Below are 23,972 nucleotides of genomic sequence, written 5' to 3'. Positions count from 1 at the left end.
TTCAAACTGAGCTCCAAATCGGCAGCAAATGATGCAGCGGCGGCTGGAGCCTGAGTTGATGAACGGTGATACGCAGGTGCAGGCCTATGCCGCTGCCGACTTCAGTTCCGGCGATCAAGCCACCATCGAAGCGATTCAGCGGCTCCTCTCACGCACATCGCCTTTGCCGCCTAATCCACTGGTGGTGGACCTGGGTTGTGGCCCGGGAAACATCACGCTTCGGCTGGCCGGCCTCTTCCCCAAGGCTCGGATCATCGGCATTGACGGTGCCGAATCGATGCTGGCTGTCGCCCGGGAGCAGGCCCAGCAGCAGCGGCTGGAGATCTCGTTCCTTTGTCAGACCCTTCAGGAGGTTCTTCGAGGTGCTCTGCTTGGGAAGGCTGATCTGATCGTCAGCAACAGCCTTTTGCATCACCTGCACCAGCCTGATCTGCTCTGGATGGTCACCAGAGATTTGGCAGCACCGGGTTGTCGCACCTTGCACCGGGATCTGCGGCGTCCTGCCTCCGACGCTGAGATTCACCAGCTGCTGCTCAAGCACCTGCCATCGGCTCCAGAGGTGTTGCAGCACGATTTCGCTGCCTCGCTGGCGGCGGCCTTCGAACCTCAGGAGGTGACCGCAGAGCTCCACCGGCTTGATCTCAACGAGTTGACGGTTTCGGCGGAGGGCGACCGTTATCTGGTGGTGTCAGGCTTGGTGAAGTCCTGAAATCCGATGAGCGGCAGTCAAGCGACCACTGATGGTGATCTGGCCCAGGTTTTGGCCTCGGCGGTGGATCGCCGTCGCAACTTTGCGATCATTTCCCACCCGGACGCGGGAAAAACAACCCTCACCGAGAAGTTGCTGCTCTATGGCGGTGCCATTCAGCAGGCCGGTGCGGTGAAAGCCAGGGGTGAGCAGCGCAAGGTGACCTCCGACTGGATGGAGCTTGAAAAGCAGCGGGGCATTTCAATCACCTCCACGGTGCTGCAGTTCGATTACGACGCCACCACGATCAACCTCCTGGACACGCCTGGTCACCAGGATTTTTCCGAAGACACCTACCGAACGCTGGCAGCGGCGGACAACGCCGTGATGCTGGAGGATGCCGCTAAGGGCCTGGAGCCTCAGACCCGGAAGTTGTTCGAGGTCTGCCGCATGCGTCAGATCCCGATCTTCACCTTCATCAACAAGATGGACCGTCCGGGGCGGGAACCGCTCACCCTGCTCGATGAAATCGAGTCGGAACTCGGCCTCACCCCCTGGGCGGTGAACTGGCCGATCGGCAGTGGCGAGCAATTCCGAGGTGTGATTGATCGCCGCAGCAAGGAGGTGGTTCTGTTCAGCCGTGCTGAACGTGGCAAGCAGGCCAGTGAGAAACGCCTCTCGCTGGACGACCCTGCTCTGCGCGAGTTGGTGGAAGAGGACCTGCTGGATCTGGCCATTGAAGAAATGGAGTTCCTGGAGGCGGCTGGCGCCGAGCTGGACATCGAGATGGTCCATGCCGGTGAGCTCACCCCGGTGTTCTTCGGCTCGGCCATGACCAACTTCGGGGTCCGTCCGTTCCTCGACGCCTTCCTTGAGATGGCGCAACGGCCGATCGCCCGATCCAGCAGCGAAGGTCTGGTGGACCCGTTGCGTGAAGGGTTCAGCGGCTTCGTGTTCAAGCTTCAGGCCAACATGGACCCCAGGCACCGCGACCGGGTGGCCTTCGTTCGTGTCTGCAGCGGCCGCTTCGAAAAAGACATGACGGTCAAGCACGCCCGCACGGGCAAAGCGATCCGTCTCTCACGTCCTCAAAAGCTGTTCGGTCAGGACCGAGCTGTGGTGGAAGACGCCTATCCGGGTGATGTGATCGGTCTCAACAACCCCGGCATGTTTTCCATTGGCGACACCCTTTATGTGGGTTCGAAAGTGGAATACGAAGGCATTCCCTGTTTCAGCCCGGAGATTTTCAGTTGGCTGCGCAACCCCAACCCTTCAGCCTTCAAGAACTTCCGCAAAGGGGTGAACGAGCTGCGGGAAGAGGGGGCTGTGCAGATCCTTTATGACACCGACGAGAGCAAGCGGGATCCAATCCTGGCGGCCGTTGGACAACTCCAGCTTGAGGTGGTGCAGCACCGGCTTGAGAACGAATACGGCGTGGAAACCCGGCTTGAGCCCATGGGTTTCCAGGTTGCCCGTTGGATCAACGGCGGTTGGGCTGAACTCGAAAAGGTGGGCCGGATTTTCAATTGCAAAACCGTGCGTGATGCCTGGAATCGGCCTGTGCTGTTGTTCAAGAACGAGTGGAATCTCAACCAGCTTCGGGAAGACCACCCCGACCTTGAACTCAGCAGTGTTGCCCCGGTGGTGAGTGGAGTGGAGCCGATCAGTCTCTGAACCGCGCCGATCACCCCATCCACACCTCCACGCCTCTCTCGCCAGAATTGTGCCGCGCCTTCAACTTCCGTGAGTACGTTCTGGCTGCTGAGGAACAGCGCTGACGGCGGCACCGAATACGTGTGTTTCCGTGGTGATGACGAATCGGTGGAAATGCTGGAGGGCTACCACCTTCCTCCGCAGATGCCGTTGATCAAGCGCCGCTCCTGGATGAACCGGGTGGATGCCCTCAGCTGCCGGAGCAGGCTGGAACGCAGCGAGGGTTTTCGTCACGGTGCGCCCCTCTTCTGAACAGGCCCCGATACGCTCATCAAAAGGAACCCGATCGACGCAATGGCAGCCCTGGGTGAATCTGGCCCCGATGCAAACGCAGATGATCCATTTGCCCGTCTTGGCCTGAGCCGTGATGCGGGCTTTGATCAGGTTCAGGCGGCCAAAGCACGCTGTCTCGCCGAGGTTTCCGGTGATGATCAGGCCCGAGCAAAGATCGAAGCGGCCTACGACGCCGTCCTGATGGCTCGCCTGCGGGACCGGCAACAGGGTCAGGTGAGTGCTGCTGCAGCGACGGCATCGGAGCGGGAGGCCATGGCGGGATCCATGCCTTCTCCGCCAGCTCAGGCACCGATGGGCAACGTGTTGGCGAATCTCCGCAACAGGCTGCCCGATCCCTCCCCGACCCTCTCCGGCCTCAAGCCCGACTGGGCCCTGGTGGAAGGGCAGGGGCGTTCCGTTCGCCTGATTGCTGGGATCGTCGGCGTTGCTCTGTTGCTGATCTCGGCCGGGAGCATTCAGTTGGTGCTGGCCCTGGCAACCATCGGCGTTTTTCTCAGTCAGGTTCGCCGTGGTCGCCGCCCACTGGCATCCCTGGGCTGGACGTTGCTGGTGCTCATCCTGGGCTTGGCGGCAGGCTCTTTGCTGAACCTGGCGCTCTCCCCCACTGCTGTTGAACAGCTGGCTCTCAGCCCTCTGCAGATCCAGGCTCTGCCTGCAGCTCTGCTGCTGTGGGCTGCAGCCCTGTTCCTGGCCTGAGCATCAGGCCGCCGTCGGTAGGCCGTCAATCAGCTCCTGCAGCTCCGCAGCGCTCACGTCATAACGGTCGTTGCAGAAGTGGCAGGTCAGTTCCGCGCCACCATCCTTGTCACGCATGTCGGTGAGTTCGTTCCTGCCCAGCAGGAGCAGTGCCGCTTTGCTGCGTTCACGGCTGCAAGGACAGAAAAAACGAAGTTCCTGACTGGCCTCGGCATCGTCGAGGGGTTTGGGATCAAGGTCGGGGAAGACGTCCCGAAGCAGATCCTCCAGCTGGTCGCCACTTGCCGCAAGCCGCTGACTGAATCCAGTGATCTCGCGGCAACGCTGTTCAATCAGCTCCACCAGGGCCGGCTCTTCCGCTGCTTTGGGAAGGATTTGAACCAGGAGGCCACCGCTGGCATGGATGCCGGCGCTGTTCACTTGCTCACCCACAAACACGGCTGAAGGCGTCTGTTCGGAGTGGAGCAGATAGGAGGCCACATCCTCACCAATGCCTCCACTGACGAGTTCAACGGTGCTGTTGAAGGGCTCACCCTTGCCGTCATCACGCATCACGTGGAGGTAGCCGGTGCCAGCGGCCTCCTTGAAGTTGAAGCTGAAATGGCCTGCTTCATCCTGAATCGGGTCGAGTTCCAGGCCCGGCTCGCCCACGTACCCACGAACGGTTCCGTTACGGCCGGCATCCACCATCAAGTTCTTGATTGGTCCGTCGGAACCGAGGCGCAGGTTCACCCGGCCGTGCCGCACCTTCATCGAACTGGCCAGCATCAATCCAGCGGCCATGGCTCGTCCGAGCATCACGCTGGTGAGGAACGACAGACCATGGCGCTCCCTCGCCTCACGCACGATGTTGGTTGTTGATACCGCCACCAATCGGATGCCGCCCTCAGCGGCTGTTGCACGCACCAGCCGGTCGGCCATATCCCCTCGGAAGTTCAGGGCAATGTAGTCATCGGTTCGAGCCGCCCGCCCTGCAAGCGCAGTCTTTGGCAGTCCCAGTCCTGAAACAGCTCGGGTTCATGGGTGACCACGATCAACACCTGCTCACGGGCGAGGCCGGCGAGCAGATCAAGCACGTCCCGTCGCACCGACCAATCCAAACCTGCGGTGGGTTCATCCAGGAGGAGCACTTCAGCACCGCGGAGCATTTGCACGGCGAGGGCAAGCCGCCGTTGCTGCCCGCCGCTCAGCCGTTCTGGCGCCGTTGTGGAGGCGATGCTGTCGAGGCCAACCCGTTCGAGCACGCTCTGTTCGCGCTCATGACCGAGCCGCCGATGTCCCAGCCGCAGTTCCTGAGCCACGCTCAGCCCGAGGAAATGGCGCTCAGGAAACTGGAAAACGATGCCGCAAATCCATCGCAGCTGCCGTCGTTTCACTGCGCTGCCGTTCCAGCGGATGCTGCCGGATGTGGCTGATGCCAGGCCACTGATGATTTCCAGAAGCGATGTCTTTCCGGATCCACTGGCGCCAGCAATCAGCAGCGGCCGTCCCTTCTGCGTCTGAAAACCGACGCCGTCGAGGATGGGGGCACCGGCAGTCGCAGGTGCATAGGTGATTCCTGAGAGCTCGAGCATGCGTTCAGCTTGAACGATGATGACGGTGTCGCGATGGCCCCATGGACATTCGTTTTCGTGAAGTCGATCCCTTCAATTGCTGGTTGTGGATCCGTTTTTCGGAACCCCCCAGTCAGGGGGAACGGAATTACGTCGATGGTGTCTTCGACAGCTGGTATGTGATCGGGCGTTTGGGCGGCTTCAACGCAGAAAACCTGCAGGTGCATGACGCGGGCTCCGATCTCAGTTGGATGACCTACGACAACGATGGGGCTGAGTCGGCGATGCCAGCCCTGATGCACAACATGGGGCAGCTCGAATACCAGAACGACTGGGGACGTTGCTGGGTTGATCTCGGTACGTCGGATGGAGTTGCCATCGATGTTCTGATCAATGCCCTGCGTCAATTGGACTCCGACGTGGTTCAGATCGAAGAGCTGGTCGTTGGTGGGGTCAATGAGAATTGGCCGGTTGAAGACCATCCCGACAGTGTTTTCCCTGCCGGTGGCTGAACGCCGGCGCTTGCTTCTGTCGTCGGATCGCCTGGAGCAGGGTGGATCGGTTCTGCTCAACTCCGAAGAGCAGCACTACCTGCGGAGAGTGTTGCGTCTGCGCTGTGGCGAGCAGGTGGATCTGATCGATGGTTGCGGCCGGCTCACGACCGCAACCCTGATGGAAGCCAAGCTGCTCGAGCTCGATCGGCCAGCGCAACTGATTGAGCCCCAGGCCCAACCTCAACTGGGTCTAGCCGTGGCCTTGATGCGGCGGGGGATGGATGAGGTCGTCCGGATGGCCTGTGAGCTCGGGATTGATCGGATTCAGCCCCTGCGCTGCGATCGCTGTGTTCCCCAGGCCGACCACCGACCCGAGCGCTGGGCCACGATCATTCGTGAAGCGGTGGAGCAGTGCGAACGGTTGTGGACGCCACAGCTGCTCGATCTCAAAGACCTATCTCAATGGATGGGAGATGAGCGGGGCCAGCGTCTGGTGGGGGTGACCCGCGAGGCGGCACCACCGGCCTTGGATCAATGGTTGCGTCATCAGGCCGATCCTGTTCAGCTCACATGGCTCATGGTCGGCCCGGAAGGGGGCTGGAGCGAAGAGGAACTGAAGCAGTTCACCCAAGCCCAGATTCAGCCCGTCCAGATGGGATCAACCATCCTGCGCAGTTCGACGGCCGCGGTGGCTGGTGCCGTGGAACTGATTCGTTGGCGTGATCGGCTGATCAGCTCTTGAACAGATCCTGAGCGATCCCCCGGAAGGATTTCAGAGCTGCTCCGGGCCGGCGGCTGCGCTGGCGCAGTCCGCCACCAGGCATAAGGTTGCTGGGGGCAAAGGTGGAGTAGGTCACCGCCGGGCGGGATGCCTCTGCTGCAGCCAGTTCAGCGGCGATCGCTTCTGCTGTGGTGAGTGAGGCTGCGGGCTGAGCGCTGGATGCAGCACTGGTTTCTGCAACAGTCTCTTCAACAGCTTCGGGGGCTGAAGGCTGGGCAACCTCTGAGGGCTCGGAGGCAGCGACCACAGCTGCCTCGACCGGTGCCTCTTCGGTTGCTGGAGCCTCTTGTTGAGGCAGATCGAGGGTAGCCGGAGCGGCGGCGTCATCCAGGGTGAGGAAAAAGCCCTTGTTGCTGTTGAACACCATCCGGTCGACCAGAGAACGAACGCACCCGATTCTCCCTCTGCAATGGCCGCAGGCAGGAGATGCTTAGGGCACTGCAACACGGTGTGATGTCCGCACTCTGGATTCAGGCCCTGCTGGTGAACACGGTTTTGATTGCCCTGGCGCAGCGGACATCTGTGCTCACCCGCAGTGGTTGGGTCCATGCAGCTGCCTTGGGCACGATTCTGTGGGGGTGTTTGGGGTGGTCGGGCTGGTTGGCCGTGGTCGCCTATCTCTGTCTGGGAAGTCTGGTCACCAAGATCGGCTTTCAGAACAAGCAAAACCGGGGCCTTGCCGAAGCCCGCGGTGGGCAGCGCGGCCCTGAAAACGTCTGGGGTTCTGCGGCCGTTGGAGCCTTCCTGGCACTGCTCATCGGTGCTGGTGTCGAGCCCCGTGAGCTGATGTTGGTTGGTTTTGCGGCGAGTTTTGCCGCCAAGTTGGCCGACACCTTCGGCAGTGAGATTGGCAAACGATTCGGGCGCACCACGGTGTTGATCACCAGCCTGCGGGTTGTTCCACCAGGAACCGAAGGAGCCATCAGCCTTGAGGGAACCCTGGCCAGTGCCGCCGGCAGCATCGCCATGACCCTGGTGATGCTGGCCCTGCAGCTGGTTCCTTCATGGCCTGTGGCAGTGCTGGTGATGCTGGTTGGCCTGGTGGCGACCCTCGGCGAAAGCCTGCTCGGTGCTCTGGTGCAGGATCGCGTGGCCTGGTTGAGCAATGAGCTGGTCAATGCTCTCCAGACCCTCTTGGCCGCAGTTCTGGCGATGCTGCTGATGGTGCTCTGATCAGCTGGTTTGGATGGGCATCAGACCATCGCGCTGGGCCCATTGCTGCAGCAGTTGAACTCCCTCATGGAGATGAAGGCGCAGGGATGAACGGCTGCAATTCATGGCCTGAGCCAGATCCTTGAGGGTCTGGCCTTCGATCAAGTGGGCTTGCAGCACCGTGCCGGCCAGGCCATCCACCTGGTGCAGCACGCTCTTCAGCCAGTCAAGGTGTTCATCCTCCGCCCTCGAGCTTGCTGGCTTTCCAGGGCTGGCAGACAGGTCGACGACCTGGCTGGCTCCATGGCTCTCAACGGCGGCAGCCCAGCGCTCTGGTCGAACCGATAGTTCGGTTGCAAGGTCCTGATCGCTGAGAAGGGGCTGCCGGTTCTGTTCGCGTTCCCGCTGGATCTTCATTCCGGCTGCGTAAAGATCACGCAGTCGCCAGGGAATCCGAATGGTGCGTGATCGATCGCGGCGGTAGTGGAGGATTTGGCCGGTGGCCCGCGAGAGCAGATAGCTGCTGGGGCGGAGGCCTCGTTGTTGATCAAACCGTTCAAGGCCACGGATCAATCCAACCCGGGACTCCTGCAGAAGGTCGTCGAACTCTTCAGGCCCGCGTTGCTCTTGGCGACGGGCCGCGCAGTGGGCCAGGCCCAGGTGCTTGAGAGCCTGCTGATTGCGTCGTGCAATGCAGGGCGGCAGTCCACGCCGGGACTCCTGGTGCAGGTGACGTTGAGAAATCAAGGGATCAGTGCAACTGATCCAACGGTTCAACCCTCAGCCCCGAAGCGGTTGGCCCTTTGGTGCCGCAGATCGGCACTTTCGTGCCGGATCATGGGTGCAACGGTTTTGGATGGATGGACTGGCAACCAGAAGCACTGGCAGCACTCAAGAAAGATGTTCCGTTCTTCGTACGGCCTGCTGTTCGTAAACGGGTTGAGGCGATGGCGGATTCCGACGGACGTTCCGACATCGACCTGGATTTCTACAAATCCGCCAAGCAGGCCATGGCCCCGAGCTGATCCTCAGGAGGGGTCGAGATCGCAGCGCTGCAGTTCCGGCTGGGTCAAGCGGTCAACGATGCGTGCCATATCCAGGGCTGTGAGTTCACCGTTTTCGTCCCACTTGAGCGTGGTTTTGCGCTGGGCAGGGGGGTGGCCGGCAGCGCGTTCTGCAGAGCGGTCAGGTCCCAAGTCCGATCACCAATGTCAGGAGAGCCACACATTAGTCGTCGCTTCGGGTCCCGTTTACATGCTGATAGGTGTTGATGTGTTAACTGCAGCGAGTCCGGCCCACTCCTGCAGGGGCGCCCACTGGCCCAAGCGCTGATCGAGCCAGCGGTGGCCATCGGCATTGAGATGGATCCCATCGGGTTCCATCCAGGTCAACCAGTCGGGCTCCTGCTGCATCTCCTGATGCATGGACAGGAAGGGCACATCGGCCTCACGGCACTGTTCGGCCATCACGGCCTCCGTAGCCGCGATCTGGCTGTTGCTGTACCAGAGACAGCCGGCAAAGGGCATCACGTGTTCATCCACCGCAGTGAGGCCCAGCACAAACACCTGCACCTCCTGGGTCATCTCATTGAGAAGTTGTCCCAGCCCGAACGAAAAGGCCTCCACATCCAGTTGGGGTCTGCCGTCGATCCGACCAACGCGGGCGGTGTCATTCAGCCCGACACTGAGCAGAAGTCCGCCCGGCGTTTGGCGACGCAGTTCGCCGCGGCAGCTCCATTCGCTGCGCCAGCGGGCGGCCACGCGTTCCAGGCCATCCCCGCGGATGCCCAGTGGGTATACCACTGGTGCGTTGGGCAGGTTCATCCAGCGCAGGCGCAGTCGCTGGCACCAGCCACCCGCTTCACGGTCACCCCAACCATGCACGCCACTGTCCCCGAGCACGATCAGCTGACGGGGGGCGTCGTTCGCACCGCTCATAAGGCCATGGCCCGGCTGTTCCAGCTCCCCTGAAGTCGTTCCCCCAGGCTCTCACCCAGCAGTGTGAGCACTGCGGAGATCAGCACGATCCAGAGCACCAACCACCAATGAAACGAGCTGAGGGCTTCCATCAGCTGCCAGCCCAGACCGGCTCCCCCAACCATGCCGATGATCGCGGTGTCGCGCAGGATCACATCCAATCGGTAGGTCGCATAGGTGAGGTAAGCGCGACTTACATCCGCCAGGGGGCCGTAAAGCCAGCTCACCCGGTTGGTGGCGCCGCAGGTCTTCATGGTCTGGGCGGAACGCAATCCCCGGCTGCGGAGGGCGTCGATCAGCACCCGACCCATCACACCCCCGTGGTGCAGCCCCAGGGCCAGCCCCGCCAGGGCCAGGCTTGGTTTGGCCAGCATCAGCAGTAGGAGTGCGGTGAGAGGGGCCGGGATGAGTCGCAACGCGCCCCACATCACTCCCTGCAAACGCAGGCTGGCTTGGCTGGGCCAAACAAGCAGCAACAGCGGTGGAAGGCCGGTGGCAACACAACCGGCGATCAGGGTGATCCACACCGTGGCTCCAATCACCCCGGGCCAGGAGATCTCAAGGGCAGCATTGAATCCCTGGGATCCGTCGATGAGGTTGCCGACAACCATCGACCACTCAGCCACTGGCCAGGCCAGCTGCAGATCCAGCTGTGTTCCCCAGCCAAGGGCAACCCAGGGGCTGGCCATGGCCACGGGAAGAATCAGCATGCGTGACCAGCTGCGCAGCGTTCGCAGCAGTCGGTCGAGCACCACCATGGCGATGGCCAGCATCCAAAGCCCACTCCACAGCTCCTGAAATTGGAGCGAGCGCAGGCTGAGGCTGAGGTCTGTCCCCAGTCCTCCGAGGCCGAAAACGCCCAGAATCAAGGCTGAACGAAGTGCGCAATCGAGGCGGTGGCCGATGTGGTCGCTGATCGGCTCTGCCAGCGGTGGGACCAGCCCGGTGAGCATCACTGCCCATGGCGTGGCGCCGGCTCCCTTGAGGACGGGAATGGCCGGTGAAACGTGGCAATCCACCTGATCGGCGATCACCCGCGCCATCAGAACCGTGTAGGGAATCGCGATGGCGCAGATCGCAACCCAGCCATTCAGCCCGAACACCTGCAGCAGCAACAGCCCCCAGACCAGTTCATGCACAGCGCGCAGGGGCGCCAGCCAACGGCGCAAGATCACGGCAGGCCAACGCACGTCCGCCAGGATTTCCCAGAAGGTGCTTGAGCTCAGCAGTCCGAGACCCACGCCGAGAACACTGCTGATGCCCCAGGACATCACGGCGATCACCAGGGTGATCTGGAGCCCGTTGAGCAAGCTGCCCAGAACGATGGGATCGATGGAGGGCTGCACGGCCCCAGCCGCGAACTGTTGAAGAACTGAAAGTCCGCCGCCGTGACCATCGCGCAACAGCACCACAAGAATGCCGAGCAGGCTGAGGCCCGGCAGCAATGGGATCAGCGGCAGGGCTGGCTTCAGGCCGATGCGTAGAGCCATTCCAGCTGATCCCGATGAATGGTGTCTGGAGCCGCATCGATCACCAGGGCACCACCACGGAGCCCCAGAACCCGATCGAAACGGTGTATCAGATCCGGCCGATGCAGGCTGATCAGACAGCCCGGCAAGAGAAGCAGGGTGTTGAGAACGTCTTCGGCGAGGCTGGGATCAAGGGCGGAGAGGGGTTCGTCCGCCAGCACGAGTTCAGGCCGCTGATGCAACAGACGGCCCAGAGCCACCCGTTGGCGCTGCCCTCCGGAGAGCTCACGCACGGGCTGTTCAAGCAGATCGGCCTCCAGTTTCACCTGGTGCATCAGCTCAAGGCAGGTGTTTGGGTCCAGGGGACCCAGCAGGTTTCGAATCGCCCAGAGCAGCCCATGGCGTCCCAGGGCACCGCTGTTGATGTTCTGGATCACACTCAGTTCCTCCACCAGGCGTAGGTCCTGCCAGAGCGTGCCGATTTGGCGCCGTTGCCGGCGGGACAACTGCTGATGGGGGCGACCACACCAGTGCACGGATCCTGCATCGGGGCATAAGGCCCCGTTGCAGAGCTTCAGCAACGTGGTTTTGCCGGCGCCACTGGCACCGAGCAAAACCACACGCTGGTCCGCACGAAGGGTGAGGGTGATCGGTTGGAGCCGTTGCCCCAGGCAGACCTGGTGCAGCTCCAGCAGCGCCGTCAACGGATCTTTCCGAGTTGGCGACCCACCGTTTCGATCATCACGTAGTCCTCGTCCTTGGCGGGGATGAAGCGTTCGGCACCGAACAACTCGAGAATCATGGCGCCGTTCTCTGTGTCTGCCGACAGGTCCAGCAACGCGGTCTGCAGCTTGTTGGTGAAACTATCGCCAAAGCGATCATCCAGACCGGGTCGTACAACCCAGTGGTAATCCACGTAGGGCGGTGTCCTCCAGATCACCGACACCTTGCCGGGATCCACGCGGCCGTCCGCCACATTGCTGCGCCAGACCTGCTCGTTCAAGGCGCCAACCTCGTAGGCACCGCTCTGCACCACAGCAACGGTGGCGTCGTGGCTTCCGCTGAAGCCAGGGCCGCCCCCCGCCAGATCCTCAGGTTTCACGCCGTTTTCCCCCATGAAGAACTGGGGCATCAGGCGGCCGGAGGTGGAACTCTCCGAACCGAAGGCCAGTCGGCGTCCCTTCAGCTCAACCAGTTGGTCGGCACTGGTGAAAGGGCGCAAACCACTGGCGCCATTGGCGATGAACACACTGGTGAACTCTGCATCGATGTCCCGTTGCGCCAGCACCCGGGCTCCAGGCGTCTGCAGCCGGGCCTGCACACCGGTGAGTCCACCGAACCAGACGAGATCAAGGCTGCCGGTGCGGAAAGCACTTACTGCCGCCGCGTAATTGCTCACCGGCGCATACCGCACGGGAACATCCAGCTTTTCGCTGAGTTCCGTAGAGAGCGTGCCGTAGAGACGATTGAGTTTCTCGGGGTTCTGGTCGGGGATGGCACCGATCTGCAGAACGGCCTGTTTGGCGTCGTTCTGGGGTGCGCCGCAACTGGAAACACTGGCCGTGAGTGCGAGTCCGGCAATCAAACCGGTGGCCACCACGGCCCTGCGTTCTCGTACAGACATTCAGAAAAAGACAGTGATCAGATCGGATCAGAAGGAGCGAAGCAGCCGATTTAGTCGCATCAGTCCATTGTGGATCGTCTCATCCGCCACGGCACAGGAGAGTCGAATGCAGCGGTCATCGCCGAAGGCCAGGCCCGGAACCACGGCCAGGCCTTCCTGTTCCAAGGCTTGCCGGCAGAACTCCATCGAATCGGGCACGCCGTCCGGCAGGCGGGGGAAGGCGTAGAAGGCCCCTTGAGGGGGCGTCAGGGTGATGCCCTCCAGAGCCTGCAGCCCTTCAGTGAGCAGAGTTCGTCGGCGGTTGTAGCTGATGGCCATCTCGCGAACGCAATCTCTGGGCGCTTCGATCGCCGCAAGGGCACCCCGTTGAGCAAAGCTGCACACATTGCTGGTGCTCTGGCTCTGCAGGGCTGAAGCAGCCTTGATCACGGCAGCATCTCCAGCCAGATAACCAAGGCGCCAGCCGGTCATCGCCCAGCCTTTGGCAAAACCGTTCACAGTGAAGCAGCGCGAGCGGATCTCTTCGGCAATGGCCGCAAAGCTGCAGTGCTGCTGACCATCGGCCAGGAGATATTCATAGATCTCATCGCTCATCACCATCAGCTGGGGGTGACGGGCCACCAGCGCGGCCAGGGCCTCCAGTTCGGCCCGTGTCATCACCTGGCCGCTGGGGTTGCCAGGGGAATTGATCACCAGCAGTCGGCTGCGTGGGGTGATCTGCTGCTCCAGTAGAGCGAGGTCGAGACGGAAGCCTTCCTCCGCTTTGGTGGGGATGATCCTCGTGCTCGCCCCGGCCAGGGCCGCCATCTCGGGATAGCTCAGCCAGAAGGGCGCCGGCACCAGAACTTCGTCGCCGGGATTGAGCAGCACCTGGAACAGGTTGTAAATGGCTTGCTTGCCACCGTTGGTGACCATCACCTGCTCGGGCTGGGTTGGAATCTCGTTTTCGACGCTCAGTTTGTGGGCCAGAGCCGCACGCAGATCGGGGTCCCCCGCGGCGGGGCCGTAGCGGGTGAAGCCGGATCCCAGAGCATGCTGAGCCGCTTCAACGATGAATGCAGGCGTCGCAAAGTCCGGCTCACCGGCACTGAGGCTGCAGATGTCCTTACCGCTGTCGCGCAGTGCTTTGGCCTTGGCGCTGATCTCCAGCGTCAGCGACGGTTTGAGGGCGACAGCCCGGTCGGAAAGTTCTGGCGGGCGCAGCATCGGTAACGCACCTCCCCGCGGTGCGTTTAAAACTTCATCATCCTGCCGCAGATGGTGTCGCAGACAACCTTGATTTCTCAGCGCCCATGAATGCGATACAGATCAGCTGGGTCTTGGCCGCAGAGGACAGCGCCAGATTGGCGACGTTCTACAGCGAGCTGTTTCAAGCCACGTTGAAGCCTGGGCTGGCGGAGCACCACTGCATCGTTCAGTTCAGCGATGGCACCCAGCTGGAGATCTACAGGCCCTCACGCCGGCGCTCTTTTCCAGCCCGAGGGCGAGCGCTGGCGCCCTGCTTGCGGCTCTCCCCATCGCAGGAACCCCTGCCTGAACTACAACGGCTGCTCAGCAACGCCCTGCAGCGTGGCGGATCGCTCCTCGAGGAGGCGCGGCTTGAGCCCTTTGGTGCTGAGGCCTGGATCCACGATCCGGAGGGCAATCCCCTGTTGCTCCTGGCTCCCCTGGAATCTGTTGCTCCGACGTCATGACCCTCTCCAGCCTGGAGGCCTGCAGTTCTTGCGCTGCCTGTGATCTGGCCAGCACGCGTCACACCGTCGTGATCAGCCGCGGCAACCCCAAGGCGGATCTGATGCTGATCGGTGAAGCACCCGGAGCTCAGGAAGATGCTCAGGGCATTCCGTTTGTCGGGCGTTCAGGACGTGCCCTCGATCAACTGCTGCGGGATGTGGATCTGGATCCCGAGCATGACCTCTACATCTGCAACGCGATCAAATGCCGGCCGCCCAACAACCGACGGCCGAAAAAGGCTGAGTTGGCCGCCTGCCGTGCCTGGCTTGACCTGCAACTGGAGACCGTTGATCCCACGGTGATCGTGCTCACAGGAGCCACCGCTGTGGAGGCCATCCTTGGCATCAAGGGTGGCATGACCCAGCTTCGTGGTCAGTGGCAGAGCTGGAATGGACGGGCGGTGATGCCGATTTTTCACCCCTCCTATCTGCTGCGCAATCCCTCCAAAGCAGCCGGCGCGCCCCTGGATCTGACACGGCAGGATCTCGACGCGGTTCGGCGCAGGCTGTGCGAACGTTGACCCGCTTCACCACCGGCCCCATGACTGCCCTGGATCGGCGCTACGACACCCAGATCCACCGCCGTGTGACCCGCACTGTGATGGTGGGGGATGTGCCCGTGGGCAGCGAGCACCCGATCGTGGTGCAGTCGATGATCAACGAGGACACCCTCGATATCGAGGCTGCTGTAGCCGGCATCATCCGCCTGGCGGAAGCGGGCAGTGAGATCGTGCGGGTGACGACTCCTTCTATGGCCCACGCCAAAGCGATGGGACAGATCCGTCAGGAGCTTCGTCAGCGCGGCTGCACCGTTCCCCTGGTGGCGGATGTTCACCACAACGGCGTCAAGATCGCCCTGGAGGTCGCCCAGCACGTCGACAAAGTCCGGATCAATCCCGGCCTGTTCATTTTTGATAAGCCAGATCCGAACCGCCAGGAGTTCAGCCCCGAGGAATTTGCCGCCATCGGTCAGCGCATCCGTGAGACGTTCGAGCCCTTGGTGACCCTGCTGCGGGATCAGAACAAGGCGCTTCGAATCGGTGTGAACCATGGCTCCCTGGCGGAGCGGATGCTGTTCACCTACGGCGACACCCCTGAGGGGATGGTCGAGTCAGCGATGGAATTCGTGCGCATCTGCCATGAGCTTGATTTCCACAACATCGTGATTTCGATGAAGGCCTCGCGGGCTCCGGTGATGCTCGCGGCCTACCGCCTGATGGCGGACACCATGGACAAGGAAGGTTTCAATTACCCACTCCATCTGGGCGTGACCGAAGCCGGTGATGGTGATTACGGCCGGATCAAGAGCACCGCAGGCATCGCCACACTGCTGGCCGATGGGTTGGGAGACACCCTCCGTGTCTCACTGACGGAGGCCCCTGAAAAGGAAATCCCCGTCTGCTACTCGATTCTTCAATCCCTGGGTCTGCGCAAGACCATGGTCGAGTACGTCGCCTGCCCCAGCTGCGGTCGCACCCTGTTCAATCTCGAGGAGGTGTTGCATAAGGTGCGCAACGCCACATCCCACCTCACGGGTCTGGACATTGCCGTGATGGGGTGCATCGTCAATGGTCCCGGCGAGATGGCCGACGCTGATTACGGCTACGTCGGTAAAACCCCGGGCGTGATTTCGCTGTATCGCGGCCGTGATGAAATCCGCAAGGTGCCTGAAGCTGAGGGCGTTGAAGCCCTCATCCAGTTGATCAAAGAGGACGGTCGCTGGGTGGAGCCCGCTTGATCTCGCTAGTCTGAAGAATCAGTCCTGAAGGGCCATGGTTCGGAGTCAGCGCCTGCGTTCTTTGGTTCGGTCGACTCCTTTGCTGTTGATGCTGGGGGTTGGTGGTGTGGTCACCGCCCTGGGTATCAGCTCGCCAGGTCTTTCCCTGCCATCGGCCTCCGGCGGATCGATTCACGACAGCCCCAAGGAGGTGATTGATCAGGTCTGGCAGATCGTTTATCGCGATTACCTGGATTCCACCGGCGCCTACGACGAAAGAACGTGGCGCCAGTTGCGCAGCAATCTGCTGCGCAAGTCCTACGGGGGCAGCGCCGAATCCTACGAGGCGATCCGGGGCATGCTCGCCAGCCTTGATGACCCCTACACCCGTTTCCTTGATCCGAAAGAGTTTAAGGAAATGCAGATCGACACCTCCGGGGAGTTGATGGGCGTGGGGATCCAGCTCAGTCTCGACAAAGACACGAAGGAGCTGATTGTTGTCTCCCCGATTGAGGGCACCCCTGCATCCCGTGCAGGTGTTCAGCCCAAGGATGTGATTGTGTCCATCGATGGTGCCTCCACCAAAGGCATGACCACCGAAGACGCTGTCAAGTTGATCCGAGGTCCGGAGGGCACCGATGTGGTGCTGGGGCTCAGGCGCCAGGGTCAGGTGCTGAATGTGCCGTTGAAACGGGCGCGCATTGAGATTCATGCCGTGAAGGCCATGCTCAACACGGCGCCCAATGGCCGCAAGGTGGGCTACATCCGTCTCAAGCAATTCAATGCCAACGCCACGCGTGAGATGCGTGCGGCCATCAAGGATCTGGAATCGCAGGATGCTGAGGGCTATGTGCTGGATCTACGCAGCAATCCCGGAGGCTTGCTCGAGGCGAGCGTGGACATCGCCCGCCAATGGCTCAATGAAGGCACCATCGTCAGCACCCGAACCCGCGCAGGAATCCGCGATGTGAGGCGCGCCACGGGTAGTGCGATCACCGACAAACCCCTGGTGGTGCTGATTGATCAGGGATCCGCCAGTGCCAGCGAAATTCTTTCAGGGGCACTTCAGGACAATTCCCGGGCCCAACTCGTTGGCCAGAAGACCTTCGGCAAAGGGCTTGTCCAAGCCGTTCGTGGATTGGCCGATGGATCGGGTCTGACGGTCACCATCGCGAAGTACCTGACACCCAAGGGAACCGATATTCACAAGAACGGAATCCAACCTGATATCGAAGCGGCGATGTCGAAGCAGGAGATCATGAACTTCTCGGTTGAGGACCTGGGAACCCAGAAAGACAGTCAGTACAGGAAAGCTGAGGGGACCCTGATGAACCAATTGAAGAAAATTCAGGCGGGCACGACCTATCAACCCGGCCGAGCCAACCTCAGCTACGCGCTGCAGTAGCTCAGGAGATCGGCTGCATCAGTCCGCCGCCGCCACCACCATTGGAGTCATCATCGTCTGAAGCGCCGGGCTGGAACAGGGCATACACACCAAGCGCAGTGGCACAGAAAACGCCACTGATCAGTTCCAGAGAGACGCCACCAGCACCGATCTCGACGAATTCACCCATGTCCAACGGATTTCGCTGGTACCAATGTAACGAAGAATTGCGTGGTTGGTAACGTTTTTCTCAGAATTGGGTTCAGGCTTCAGACCTGAACCACCTCTGCATTCTTGGCACGCAGTTCCTCCTGCCGCTGTGCATCCGTTTTGCCATCGGCATCGGGAATCTGGGCTGCCATCAAACGCAGCCATTCCATCAGCTGTTCCAGTTGCTTCTCCATGGGGAGAACACCAAGACCGCGGGCCATCACCTTGTGCTGGATGCCGCTGCCGGCCTGATACACCAAGCGGCCATGCAGATGCTGGGGCAACCCCTGGCGCAGCAAACGGAACGCCGGTTCCTCCATGGGAGTTTCGAGCACGATGTTGGGCTTCTCCGGTTTGATCCTGGAGAAGCCGCACCGCTTCGCCAGCAGTTTGAGTTCCATCAGCTGCAGGAGCGACACCACGGCAGCGGGCAGCGCTCCGTAGCGATCGGCCCAACCCGCAGCCAGCTCCACCAGGGCCTCGGCGGTGAGGCAGTCGGCGGCAGCTCGGTAGGCCGCGATCTTCTCATCGGGATCAGTGATCCAGTCCGCAGGCACAAAGGCCGTGACGGGGAGGTCCACCTGAGTGTCTTCAACGCTGGGTATGTCTTGACCCTGAATTTCCGCCAGGGATTCCTGCAGCATCTCCATGTAGAGGTCAAAGCCGATGGTTTCCATCTGGCCGCTCTGCTGCACGCCGAGGAGATTGCCCACTCCACGGATCTCCATATCCCGCATAGCGAGCTGGTATCCACTGCCCAGTTGGGCGAACTCCTGAATGGCGCGCAGCCGCTGACGGGCGGTGTCGCTCAGCGATGCGTTGCCCGGATAGAACAACCAGGCATGGGCCTGAATCCCACTGCGACCGACCCGTCCCCGCAATTGGTACAGCTGGGCCAGGCCAAAGCGGTGGGCGTCCTCAATCAGGATCGTGTTGACACGAGGAATGTCAAGGCCGCTTTCCACAATCGTGGTGCAGAGCATCACGTCGGCTTCACCGGCGTTGAACGCCACCATGGCGTTCTCCAGTTCGCCCTCGGCCATCTGACCGTGAGCCACCAAAAGCTTCAGGCCTGGCAGCATTTCCCGTAGGCCTGCAGCCACCTCCTCGATTCCTTCCACCCGGGGAACCACATAAAACACCTGGCCCCCACGATCCAGTTCCTGGCGGATGGCGCTGCGCACCGCCTCCGGATCCAGAGAAGCCAGGTGCGTCTTGATCGGACGGCGCAGTGGCGGTGGTGTGGTGATCAGGCTCATCTCCCGCACCCCCGAAAGGCTCATGTAGAGCGTTCTGGGAATCGGCGTTGCCGACAGGGTCAGCACGTCGACGTCCTTCCGCAGCACTTTGATCTTTTCCTTCTGGTTGACACCGAAGCGCTGTTCTTCATCCACCACCAACAGACCAAGCTCTTGGAACGACGCTCCTTTGCTGAGCAGCTGGTGGGTTCCCACCACGGCGTCGATGGTTCCCTGCTTCAGGCCATCGAGAATGGATTTGCGTTCCGACGCCGTCCGGAAACGATTCAGCAGAGCCACCTTGATCGGATATGGCGCGAAGCGTTCCGAGAGCGTGCGCCAGTGCTGCTGAGCCAACACCGTGGTTGGGGCCAGCATCGCCACTTGCTTCCCAGCGGTGATGGCTTTGAAGATGGCGCGGATCGCAACTTCGGTCTTGCCGAAGCCAACGTCCCCGCACACCAGTCGGTCCATCGGCTCCTGCCGTTCCATGTCCCGCTTCACGTCGGCCGTGGCCTTCAGTTGATCCGGCGTCGGGTCATAAGGGAACGACTCCTCCATTTCCACCTGCCAGGGGCCGTCGGAGGGGAAGGCAAAGCCTGCGGCCTGTTGCCGTTCTGCGTACAGCTTCACCAGATCAAGGGCAACCTTGCGAACCACCTTCTTGGCCCGTTCCTTGGCCTTGTTCCAGGCCGTGCCACCCATACGGTTGAGCTGCGGGGGTGTTTCACTCGTGGCCCGATAACGCCCAAGGCTGCCCAGTTGATCGGCGGCAACCCGAAGGATTCCATCGGCGTACTGCACCACGAGGTAGTCGCGGATGTCGCCTGACATCGCGAGTTTTTCCATGGCTTTGAAGCGGCCGATGCCATGGTTTCGATGCACCACAAAATCGCCCGGACGCATCTTGTTGGGATCCACCGTGCGGCTGGCGGCCTTGCGACGGCGGCGCACATAACCACTGGAACTCAGGCTCTGCTGACCAAAGAATTCCCGGTCGGTGACCAGGGCAATTCGCCAGGCCGGCAGCTGCAAACCCTCAAGTTCAGCAGTGCCCCTCACTTTCAGGGCGACGGGGGTGTTCTGCTCAATCAGACGGGAAATGGCATTGCTGTCTCCCGCGTTCGGCACAAACCGACTGATGCAGTCGTGCTCCTCCAGCAGAGCAACCGCTCGGCTGGGTTGTGCAGACACCAACCAAACCGCCGTGCGCTCGGTTTGAAATCCCTTGATCAGTTCCCCGAGTTTTCCAAATTGGTTGGGGTAGGCGGCAACAGGGCGGCTGGCGAGGTCAAAGCTGTTGGGGTGCTGGTCAACTTCGAGCAGTTCTGCCATGTCAAATCCATGGAAGACCTCCGTCAGGGCATAGGCGGCTTCAATCTCACGGTGCAGAACCGCTGGCCAGAGCCGATTGCGATCGCCCTCGTCCAGGCCCGCCTCAGCAGCCATGTCGTGGTGATGTTCCTCAACATGGCTGAGCCACTGTTGTCCGTGGGCTAGGCCCTGGCGTCGCTCATCGATCACCACTGTTGTGGTGTCCGGCAGGTAGTCGAGAAGCGAGGCTGGTTGCTCCCAGGCGAGCCCCATCAGCCGGCGCATGCCTTCGGGTGTCCCGCCGTTCAGAAGCTGCTCTGTGCCCTCGCTACCAAGCAATTGCTCCAGTCCATCGGGCATCGTCTCCCTGAGCTGGTCCGCAATCAGAGGCCCAAACCCTGTTGGTGTGAGTCGAAGCGCATCGACGGGGTCCAGTGAGCGTTGGCTGGCGGGATCGAATTCCCGCAGCTTGTCGAGCTCCTCTCCGAAAAATTCGAGTCGAACAGGTAGCTCACTGCTCACCGGGAAGATGTCGACGATGTCGCCGCGACGGCTCCAGCTCCCCTCCTGCTCAATGGTGGTGACCCTCTCATAGCCAAGTTGGGCCAGCGTCTCGCCCAGTGCTTCAAGATCAACCTCATCCCCTTTGCGCAAGGTGCGCGTTTTCGTTTTCAGAACATCCGGCGGGGGGAGATGGGGCTGCAAACAACGTTCCGTGGCCACGATGGCCCAGGACGCCGCGTTGGGTTCCCCCAGCAGGTCACTCAGAACCTGAAGCTGCCCCCAGGTGATTTCACTTGTGGGATCGAAGGGTTCATAGGGAGAGCCTTCGCTGGTGGGGTACAGGCCGGCCTGGCTCCACCCCATTAATTCCAAAAGCGCCGTCCAGCGTCCCGCTTCCTCAAGCGTTGGCACCACCACGAGCAGAGGTGCTCCCCGCCGTTGTGACAGCGCGCTGGCCACCAGAGCTCGGCTGCACCGACCAGCCCCGCGCATCAACAAACGTTCGGGGCGGCCTGAGCGCTCATCAAGCTCACCGGTGAGTGCAGTTTCCTGCAACTTGGTCACCAGGGAACGGAGCGGCATGGAGCAGGCCTCGGCAATCCATGATCTTCGCAATAAGGTGCCAGCAGCTGCGTTTCACCGGTCGATGCCGCGCTACCGCTGCCCGTCCTGCTGTTGCGGCCCGGCCTTGGTGTTGCATCCACCCAAGGGGGTTGTTCCGCTCTGCTCCAACTGCGCGACACCATTGCAGCGTCAGCCGCTGGTCCGGCCCATTCCGCTGCTGGTGTTGCTGACGGTTGGCGGCGTGCTGGTTGCTTCCTCGATCCCCATCCTGTTCACCCCCGAACCAGCTCCCAGCTCAAGGCGCGAAAAACTGGCCTAAGGCGGGGTTTTCGGTTCAATACGTCGGTATTGGTGTCCACATGACCCTCGGCCGTTTTCTGATTTTCTCTGTGATCGGGCTGGTGCTCGCCCTCTCCATTCCTCAGTTGACCTGGTTGCTTTGGCCCCTGGCAGCTTCAGCGCTTTTTGTTGTTGTTCAACTGATTCGCTCCTGAATTCCGGTGCGTTTAAGGCCGAACCGGCGCTCAAGACAACCAGCAGGCATCCACAGAAAAGGTGAGTACGTCGTGGGCATCACGATGGTCTCCCGACGTAATGGCAACACAGGCCAGCTGACCATCCTCAAAACAAGTTTTCGACTTGAGCACAAATTTGGCGGCGTCACTGTGGGACCAGACCGCTAGACCCTGCTGTTGGGCTTCGTCGTTGTAGATGTCCCAGAGCTCTGAGAACCGTTCTGCCTCCGGTCCCTGCAGAAATTCATTGAGGGCTTCATCAGCACCAACTTCACGGAAGCGATCCAGAAAAGACCGCATCAAGGGATCATCGATTACGTTGCTGGTGGCGATGGCACCAGTGATGCCGCGAACTGAGGTACGAACTACCCGGTTGGGTTCGGTACGTGCATCAATGATGACGACGGGGCATTGGAGATCCCAGGTGCTGCGATTTCTGAGTTCACGGCCCGCTTCGGACATGTCATCCCGAAGCTCATTGATCAGCTGCCGTACAACCAGGGTGGGGTCATCCATGCCTGACCTTATCGCAAGTGCAGCTGGTGAATTTGGCAGGTTAAAGATTCAAAACGTTGATATATCAGGTGACATTCAGGCCAAAAACGCTCGCTAGGAGCATCCGCCCCAGCTAGCTGGTTATCGATTCCTCGCGGTTTGTCAATCGCCTTGGTCTAAAACGCGTTCACGGGATTGCAGGCTTCAAGTAATTTATCTGCACTGAAAAGCATGCTGTACAATTCTTCCAGAGAAAGCGAGATCCATCACAACAGCAATATCTTCAAAGACATCAAGCCAGAAATCAGATTATTTGGCGAAAGCTGCAGATTACTACTCACGTGCCAAGCATTTGATCGAAGTCAAACAAGACTGGCAGGCCTCGGGCTCCATGATCCTCAAAGCACTTGCCGAGGAGAGGAAGTCTGAAAATACTGGTCTTCAGGTGATGAATGTGATCAAGTACCAAAAGCCCAAAACAAAGCTGGAGTTCAACTTCCGCAGTTGATTCATCAGCTGAGCAACCCCTCACGACAGAGCTCTGATCTCATTGCCGGCCCATAGGGGCCATTCCCCCCTTCAGGAAAGAAGCGGAGGGAACGACCGGGCTGCGCAGAGTGTGTAGACGATTCACCCTGCTCCAATCGGCATGGACGCCGTATCAGTCCCTGCCGCAAACCCGTTGTAGGCCACTAGCTCCGACCATTCCTGAGTGTTAGTGCTTATTTGGCCTGGCTGAGCGTCTGCTCCTCCTCCAGCAGCATGTCTTTTGCTTGTAACTGAAGTGCTGCGGTGGGTTCTGGTTTAAATATTCATCAATGTGCGCAAAATTGTGCGCAAGGCTTCGTGGTCAGCGCCAGATCCTTGCGATGACCCAAGCAAACACTGAGCAAAGGACGGCAAACACGGTCAATGGGATGGCCCCAGCCGCCACCGTGGTGACAAATGGAGGCGCGCTGGAACTCAGATCCCCGAGCAGCGACCTCATCCCTTCGCTCTTCAAGCACCAGACGGGCAGAAGGAACAACGACGGCACAAACAGAGCCGACAGAAAAGCGGTGACAGCGATTCGCTGTGGTCTGGTCATGCCCAACTGATAGCTATCGGACAGGCGGGGGGCAGCGTCTCCAGCCCGTCTTCTGCATCGTCTGCCAAGCCTCAACGGCGTTGTGCCGCAGCATCCGCCGCCGAGTCATCGGCTCAGGTGGGCGGGGCGGAACGTAGCTGTAGGTCCTGATGGCTACCCACTGCGCATGCACCGTCGCTGTGTCGGGCTTGAAGTGACAGAGCTTCTGCTGCTGCTCGGAGTACAGCCACCCCTCACCACCAGCCTTTTCTGGCGACTCGTGGAAGCTGCGGTCCTTATTTGACATGCAAATGGTCTAATCAAATTTCTGGCATCCCTGCCGCATAAAACGACGACCAGTCAGTGATTAAAAAAACAACCCCTTCTATCGGTTGGGCTGACTTCCAACAGCCTTAACCGAAGCAATGATGTGGGGCTACGGAACCGCGAGGAGAACAGCGTTCTCCCCGAGCGATGCGGTTGCCGTTCCAAAAGCTTGGTGAGGCGTTACGCACTTCGGTGCGATGCACTGAAACTTTTCCTTTATTGGAAGACGGGATTAAGCGCAGAAAGCCAGCCCCCGTCCCAGATGCCGTGGGATGAGGACTGGATTGTCTGCCAGCTACGGGTCGCTCTCCCGTAGTGCTGCTTCACCTCACTCAGCCGTAAGAGGAAGTGCCGCAGGTCTCTTTGATAGGGAATCCCCCGTGCTTTCGCACACCATTTTCCGGAGACCTTTGGGATCAAGGATTTCTTTCGTGTGCCTCTATTCCATCGGTATCACTGACTACC

The 23,972-nt window shown here is 60.7% G+C and carries 29 protein-coding genes; 15 read left to right on the top strand and 14 right to left on the bottom strand.

The features are described from left to right. The first annotated feature begins 28 nt into the window (after window positions 1-28). From SynRS9902_RS07720 to SynRS9902_RS07705, 4 genes are all read left to right on the top strand, one after another. Entirely contained in the window at window positions 29-709 is a 681-nt protein-coding gene (locus SynRS9902_RS07720) for a trans-aconitate 2-methyltransferase (protein WP_186508684.1), read from the top strand. A gap of 6 nt (window positions 710-715) precedes the next feature. Further along, window positions 716-2,362 (top strand): peptide chain release factor 3, encoded by a 1,647-nt coding sequence (locus SynRS9902_RS07715; protein ID WP_186508682.1) that lies wholly within the window; start codon window positions 716-718, stop codon window positions 2,360-2,362. 69 nt (window positions 2,363-2,431) lie between these two features. Then, a complete protein-coding gene (locus tag SynRS9902_RS07710; RefSeq protein ID WP_025362298.1) occupies window positions 2,432-2,653 on the top strand; it encodes a hypothetical protein in 222 nt (73 codons plus the stop codon). A 42-nt stretch (window positions 2,654-2,695) separates the two neighbouring features. Beyond that, window positions 2,696-3,391: a CPP1-like family protein gene (locus tag SynRS9902_RS07705; RefSeq protein WP_115008996.1), complete on the top strand. Its 696-nt coding sequence runs from the start codon at window positions 2,696-2,698 to the stop codon at window positions 3,389-3,391. A 3-nt stretch (window positions 3,392-3,394) separates the two neighbouring features. On the opposite strand, the gene hslO is transcribed toward SynRS9902_RS07705, so the two are convergent. Both hslO and SynRS9902_RS07695 read right to left on the bottom strand, forming a co-directional pair. After that, window positions 3,395-4,312: an Hsp33 family molecular chaperone HslO gene (gene hslO / locus SynRS9902_RS07700; RefSeq protein WP_186508680.1), complete on the bottom strand. Its 918-nt coding sequence runs from the start codon at window positions 4,310-4,312 to the stop codon at window positions 3,395-3,397. Between the two features lie 14 nt (window positions 4,313-4,326). Next, a complete protein-coding gene (locus tag SynRS9902_RS07695; protein ID WP_186508678.1) occupies window positions 4,327-4,965 on the bottom strand; it encodes an ABC transporter ATP-binding protein in 639 nt (212 codons plus the stop codon). A gap of 41 nt (window positions 4,966-5,006) precedes the next feature. Between SynRS9902_RS07695 and SynRS9902_RS07690 the strand changes: the two genes are divergently transcribed. After that, the gene (locus SynRS9902_RS07690; protein ID WP_115082235.1) at window positions 5,007-5,456 is read left to right on the top strand and encodes a DUF3531 family protein; all 450 of its coding nucleotides are present in this window, start codon (window positions 5,007-5,009) and stop codon (window positions 5,454-5,456) included. After that, complete coding sequence (locus tag SynRS9902_RS07685; RefSeq protein WP_255446068.1) at window positions 5,416-6,180, top strand: 16S rRNA (uracil(1498)-N(3))-methyltransferase; 765 nt, start codon at window positions 5,416-5,418, stop codon at window positions 6,178-6,180. Before SynRS9902_RS07690 ends, SynRS9902_RS07685 begins: the two co-directional genes overlap by 41 nt. Here SynRS9902_RS07685 and SynRS9902_RS07680 read toward each other — a convergent pair. After that, a complete protein-coding gene (locus tag SynRS9902_RS07680; RefSeq protein WP_186508674.1) occupies window positions 6,170-6,586 on the bottom strand; it encodes a hypothetical protein in 417 nt (138 codons plus the stop codon). The genes SynRS9902_RS07685 and SynRS9902_RS07680 overlap by 11 nt on opposite strands. 86 nt (window positions 6,587-6,672) lie before the next feature. Here SynRS9902_RS07680 and SynRS9902_RS07675 point away from each other — a divergent pair, with 86 nt between their 5' ends. Beyond that, window positions 6,673-7,392, top strand: a complete 720-nt coding sequence (locus tag SynRS9902_RS07675) for a TIGR00297 family protein (protein WP_255446067.1) — start codon at window positions 6,673-6,675, stop codon at window positions 7,390-7,392. On the opposite strand, the gene SynRS9902_RS07670 is transcribed toward SynRS9902_RS07675, so the two are convergent. After that, window positions 7,393-8,118, bottom strand: coding sequence for a sigma-70 family RNA polymerase sigma factor (locus SynRS9902_RS07670; protein ID WP_186508670.1), 726 nt, complete (start codon window positions 8,116-8,118; stop codon window positions 7,393-7,395). It abuts the gene before it with no gap. 113 nt (window positions 8,119-8,231) lie between these two features. Here SynRS9902_RS07670 and SynRS9902_RS07665 point away from each other — a divergent pair, with 113 nt between their 5' ends. Beyond that, window positions 8,232-8,396, top strand: a complete 165-nt coding sequence (locus SynRS9902_RS07665; RefSeq protein WP_115082491.1) for a PCP reductase family protein — start codon at window positions 8,232-8,234, stop codon at window positions 8,394-8,396. A gap of 3 nt (window positions 8,397-8,399) precedes the next feature. Here SynRS9902_RS07665 and SynRS9902_RS07660 read toward each other — a convergent pair whose 3' ends face one another. From SynRS9902_RS07660 to SynRS9902_RS07635, 6 genes are read right to left on the bottom strand one after another with little or no spacing between them, the layout of a single operon-like run. Further along, window positions 8,400-8,567, bottom strand: a complete 168-nt coding sequence (locus SynRS9902_RS07660; protein ID WP_186495470.1) for a hypothetical protein — start codon at window positions 8,565-8,567, stop codon at window positions 8,400-8,402. A 54-nt stretch (window positions 8,568-8,621) separates the two neighbouring features. Then, window positions 8,622-9,308, bottom strand: coding sequence for a GDSL-type esterase/lipase family protein (locus tag SynRS9902_RS07655; protein WP_186508668.1), 687 nt, complete (start codon window positions 9,306-9,308; stop codon window positions 8,622-8,624). Next, window positions 9,305-10,837, bottom strand: coding sequence for a phosphonate ABC transporter (locus tag SynRS9902_RS07650; protein WP_186508666.1), 1,533 nt, complete (start codon window positions 10,835-10,837; stop codon window positions 9,305-9,307). The genes SynRS9902_RS07655 and SynRS9902_RS07650 overlap by 4 nt, the downstream gene beginning before the upstream one ends. Next, window positions 10,816-11,520: an ATP-binding cassette domain-containing protein gene (locus SynRS9902_RS07645; protein ID WP_186508664.1), complete on the bottom strand. Its 705-nt coding sequence runs from the start codon at window positions 11,518-11,520 to the stop codon at window positions 10,816-10,818. Before SynRS9902_RS07645 ends, SynRS9902_RS07650 begins: the two co-directional genes overlap by 22 nt. Then, window positions 11,517-12,440, bottom strand: coding sequence for a putative selenate ABC transporter substrate-binding protein (locus SynRS9902_RS07640; protein ID WP_186508662.1), 924 nt, complete (start codon window positions 12,438-12,440; stop codon window positions 11,517-11,519). The genes SynRS9902_RS07645 and SynRS9902_RS07640 overlap by 4 nt, the downstream gene beginning before the upstream one ends. A gap of 27 nt (window positions 12,441-12,467) precedes the next feature. Continuing rightward, window positions 12,468-13,646: a pyridoxal phosphate-dependent aminotransferase gene (locus SynRS9902_RS07635; RefSeq protein WP_186508660.1), complete on the bottom strand. Its 1,179-nt coding sequence runs from the start codon at window positions 13,644-13,646 to the stop codon at window positions 12,468-12,470. Window positions 13,647-13,732: 86 nt separating this feature from the next. Between SynRS9902_RS07635 and SynRS9902_RS07630 the strand changes: the two genes are divergently transcribed. From SynRS9902_RS07630 to SynRS9902_RS07615, 4 genes are read left to right on the top strand one after another with little or no spacing between them, the layout of a single operon-like run. Continuing rightward, window positions 13,733-14,134: a VOC family protein gene (locus tag SynRS9902_RS07630; RefSeq protein ID WP_186508658.1), complete on the top strand. Its 402-nt coding sequence runs from the start codon at window positions 13,733-13,735 to the stop codon at window positions 14,132-14,134. Beyond that, the gene (locus SynRS9902_RS07625) at window positions 14,131-14,694 is read left to right on the top strand and encodes a uracil-DNA glycosylase (protein ID WP_186508656.1); all 564 of its coding nucleotides are present in this window, start codon (window positions 14,131-14,133) and stop codon (window positions 14,692-14,694) included. Before SynRS9902_RS07630 ends, SynRS9902_RS07625 begins: the two co-directional genes overlap by 4 nt. A gap of 20 nt (window positions 14,695-14,714) precedes the next feature. Further along, window positions 14,715-15,911, top strand: a complete 1,197-nt coding sequence (gene ispG, locus SynRS9902_RS07620) for a (E)-4-hydroxy-3-methylbut-2-enyl-diphosphate synthase (protein WP_115162065.1) — start codon at window positions 14,715-14,717, stop codon at window positions 15,909-15,911. 34 nt (window positions 15,912-15,945) lie between these two features. Beyond that, window positions 15,946-17,295 (top strand): S41 family peptidase, encoded by a 1,350-nt coding sequence (locus SynRS9902_RS07615; protein ID WP_186508654.1) that lies wholly within the window; start codon window positions 15,946-15,948, stop codon window positions 17,293-17,295. A gap of 1 nt (window position 17,296) precedes the next feature. Here the strand turns inward: SynRS9902_RS07615 and SynRS9902_RS07610 are convergent, their stop codons facing one another. Then, window positions 17,297-17,464 carry a hypothetical protein gene (locus SynRS9902_RS07610; protein WP_006849887.1) on the bottom strand — a complete coding sequence of 56 codons (168 nt, stop codon included), beginning with the start codon at window positions 17,462-17,464 and terminating at the stop codon, window positions 17,297-17,299. Between the two features lie 79 nt (window positions 17,465-17,543). Beyond that, window positions 17,544-21,122, bottom strand: a complete 3,579-nt coding sequence (gene mfd, locus SynRS9902_RS07605) for a transcription-repair coupling factor (protein WP_186508652.1) — start codon at window positions 21,120-21,122, stop codon at window positions 17,544-17,546. A gap of 64 nt (window positions 21,123-21,186) precedes the next feature. On the opposite strand from mfd, the gene SynRS9902_RS07600 reads away from it, so the two are divergent. Further along, entirely contained in the window at window positions 21,187-21,423 is a 237-nt protein-coding gene (locus tag SynRS9902_RS07600; protein ID WP_186508650.1) for a hypothetical protein, read from the top strand. A gap of 40 nt (window positions 21,424-21,463) precedes the next feature. Beyond that, window positions 21,464-21,598, top strand: coding sequence for a hypothetical protein (locus tag SynRS9902_RS13665; RefSeq protein WP_255446065.1), 135 nt, complete (start codon window positions 21,464-21,466; stop codon window positions 21,596-21,598). A 30-nt stretch (window positions 21,599-21,628) separates the two neighbouring features. Here the strand turns inward: SynRS9902_RS13665 and SynRS9902_RS07595 are convergent, their stop codons facing one another. Next, window positions 21,629-22,135, bottom strand: a complete 507-nt coding sequence (locus tag SynRS9902_RS07595) for a hypothetical protein (protein ID WP_186508649.1) — start codon at window positions 22,133-22,135, stop codon at window positions 21,629-21,631. Between the two features lie 292 nt (window positions 22,136-22,427). Between SynRS9902_RS07595 and SynRS9902_RS07590 the strand changes: the two genes are divergently transcribed. Continuing rightward, window positions 22,428-22,622 carry a hypothetical protein gene (locus tag SynRS9902_RS07590; RefSeq protein ID WP_186510677.1) on the top strand — a complete coding sequence of 65 codons (195 nt, stop codon included), beginning with the start codon at window positions 22,428-22,430 and terminating at the stop codon, window positions 22,620-22,622. A 592-nt stretch (window positions 22,623-23,214) separates the two neighbouring features. On the opposite strand, the gene SynRS9902_RS07585 is transcribed toward SynRS9902_RS07590, so the two are convergent. Continuing rightward, window positions 23,215-23,487, bottom strand: coding sequence for a DUF1651 domain-containing protein (locus SynRS9902_RS07585; RefSeq protein ID WP_186508647.1), 273 nt, complete (start codon window positions 23,485-23,487; stop codon window positions 23,215-23,217). Between the last annotated feature and the right edge of the window lie 485 nt (window positions 23,488-23,972).

Source organism: Synechococcus sp. RS9902 (assembly GCF_014279635.1).
In the GTDB taxonomy this organism is placed as follows: Bacteria; Cyanobacteriota; Cyanobacteriia; order PCC-6307; family Cyanobiaceae; genus Parasynechococcus.
Note: the sequence above shows the minus strand (reverse complement) of the source record. Positions and strands in the feature narration are given on the sequence as shown.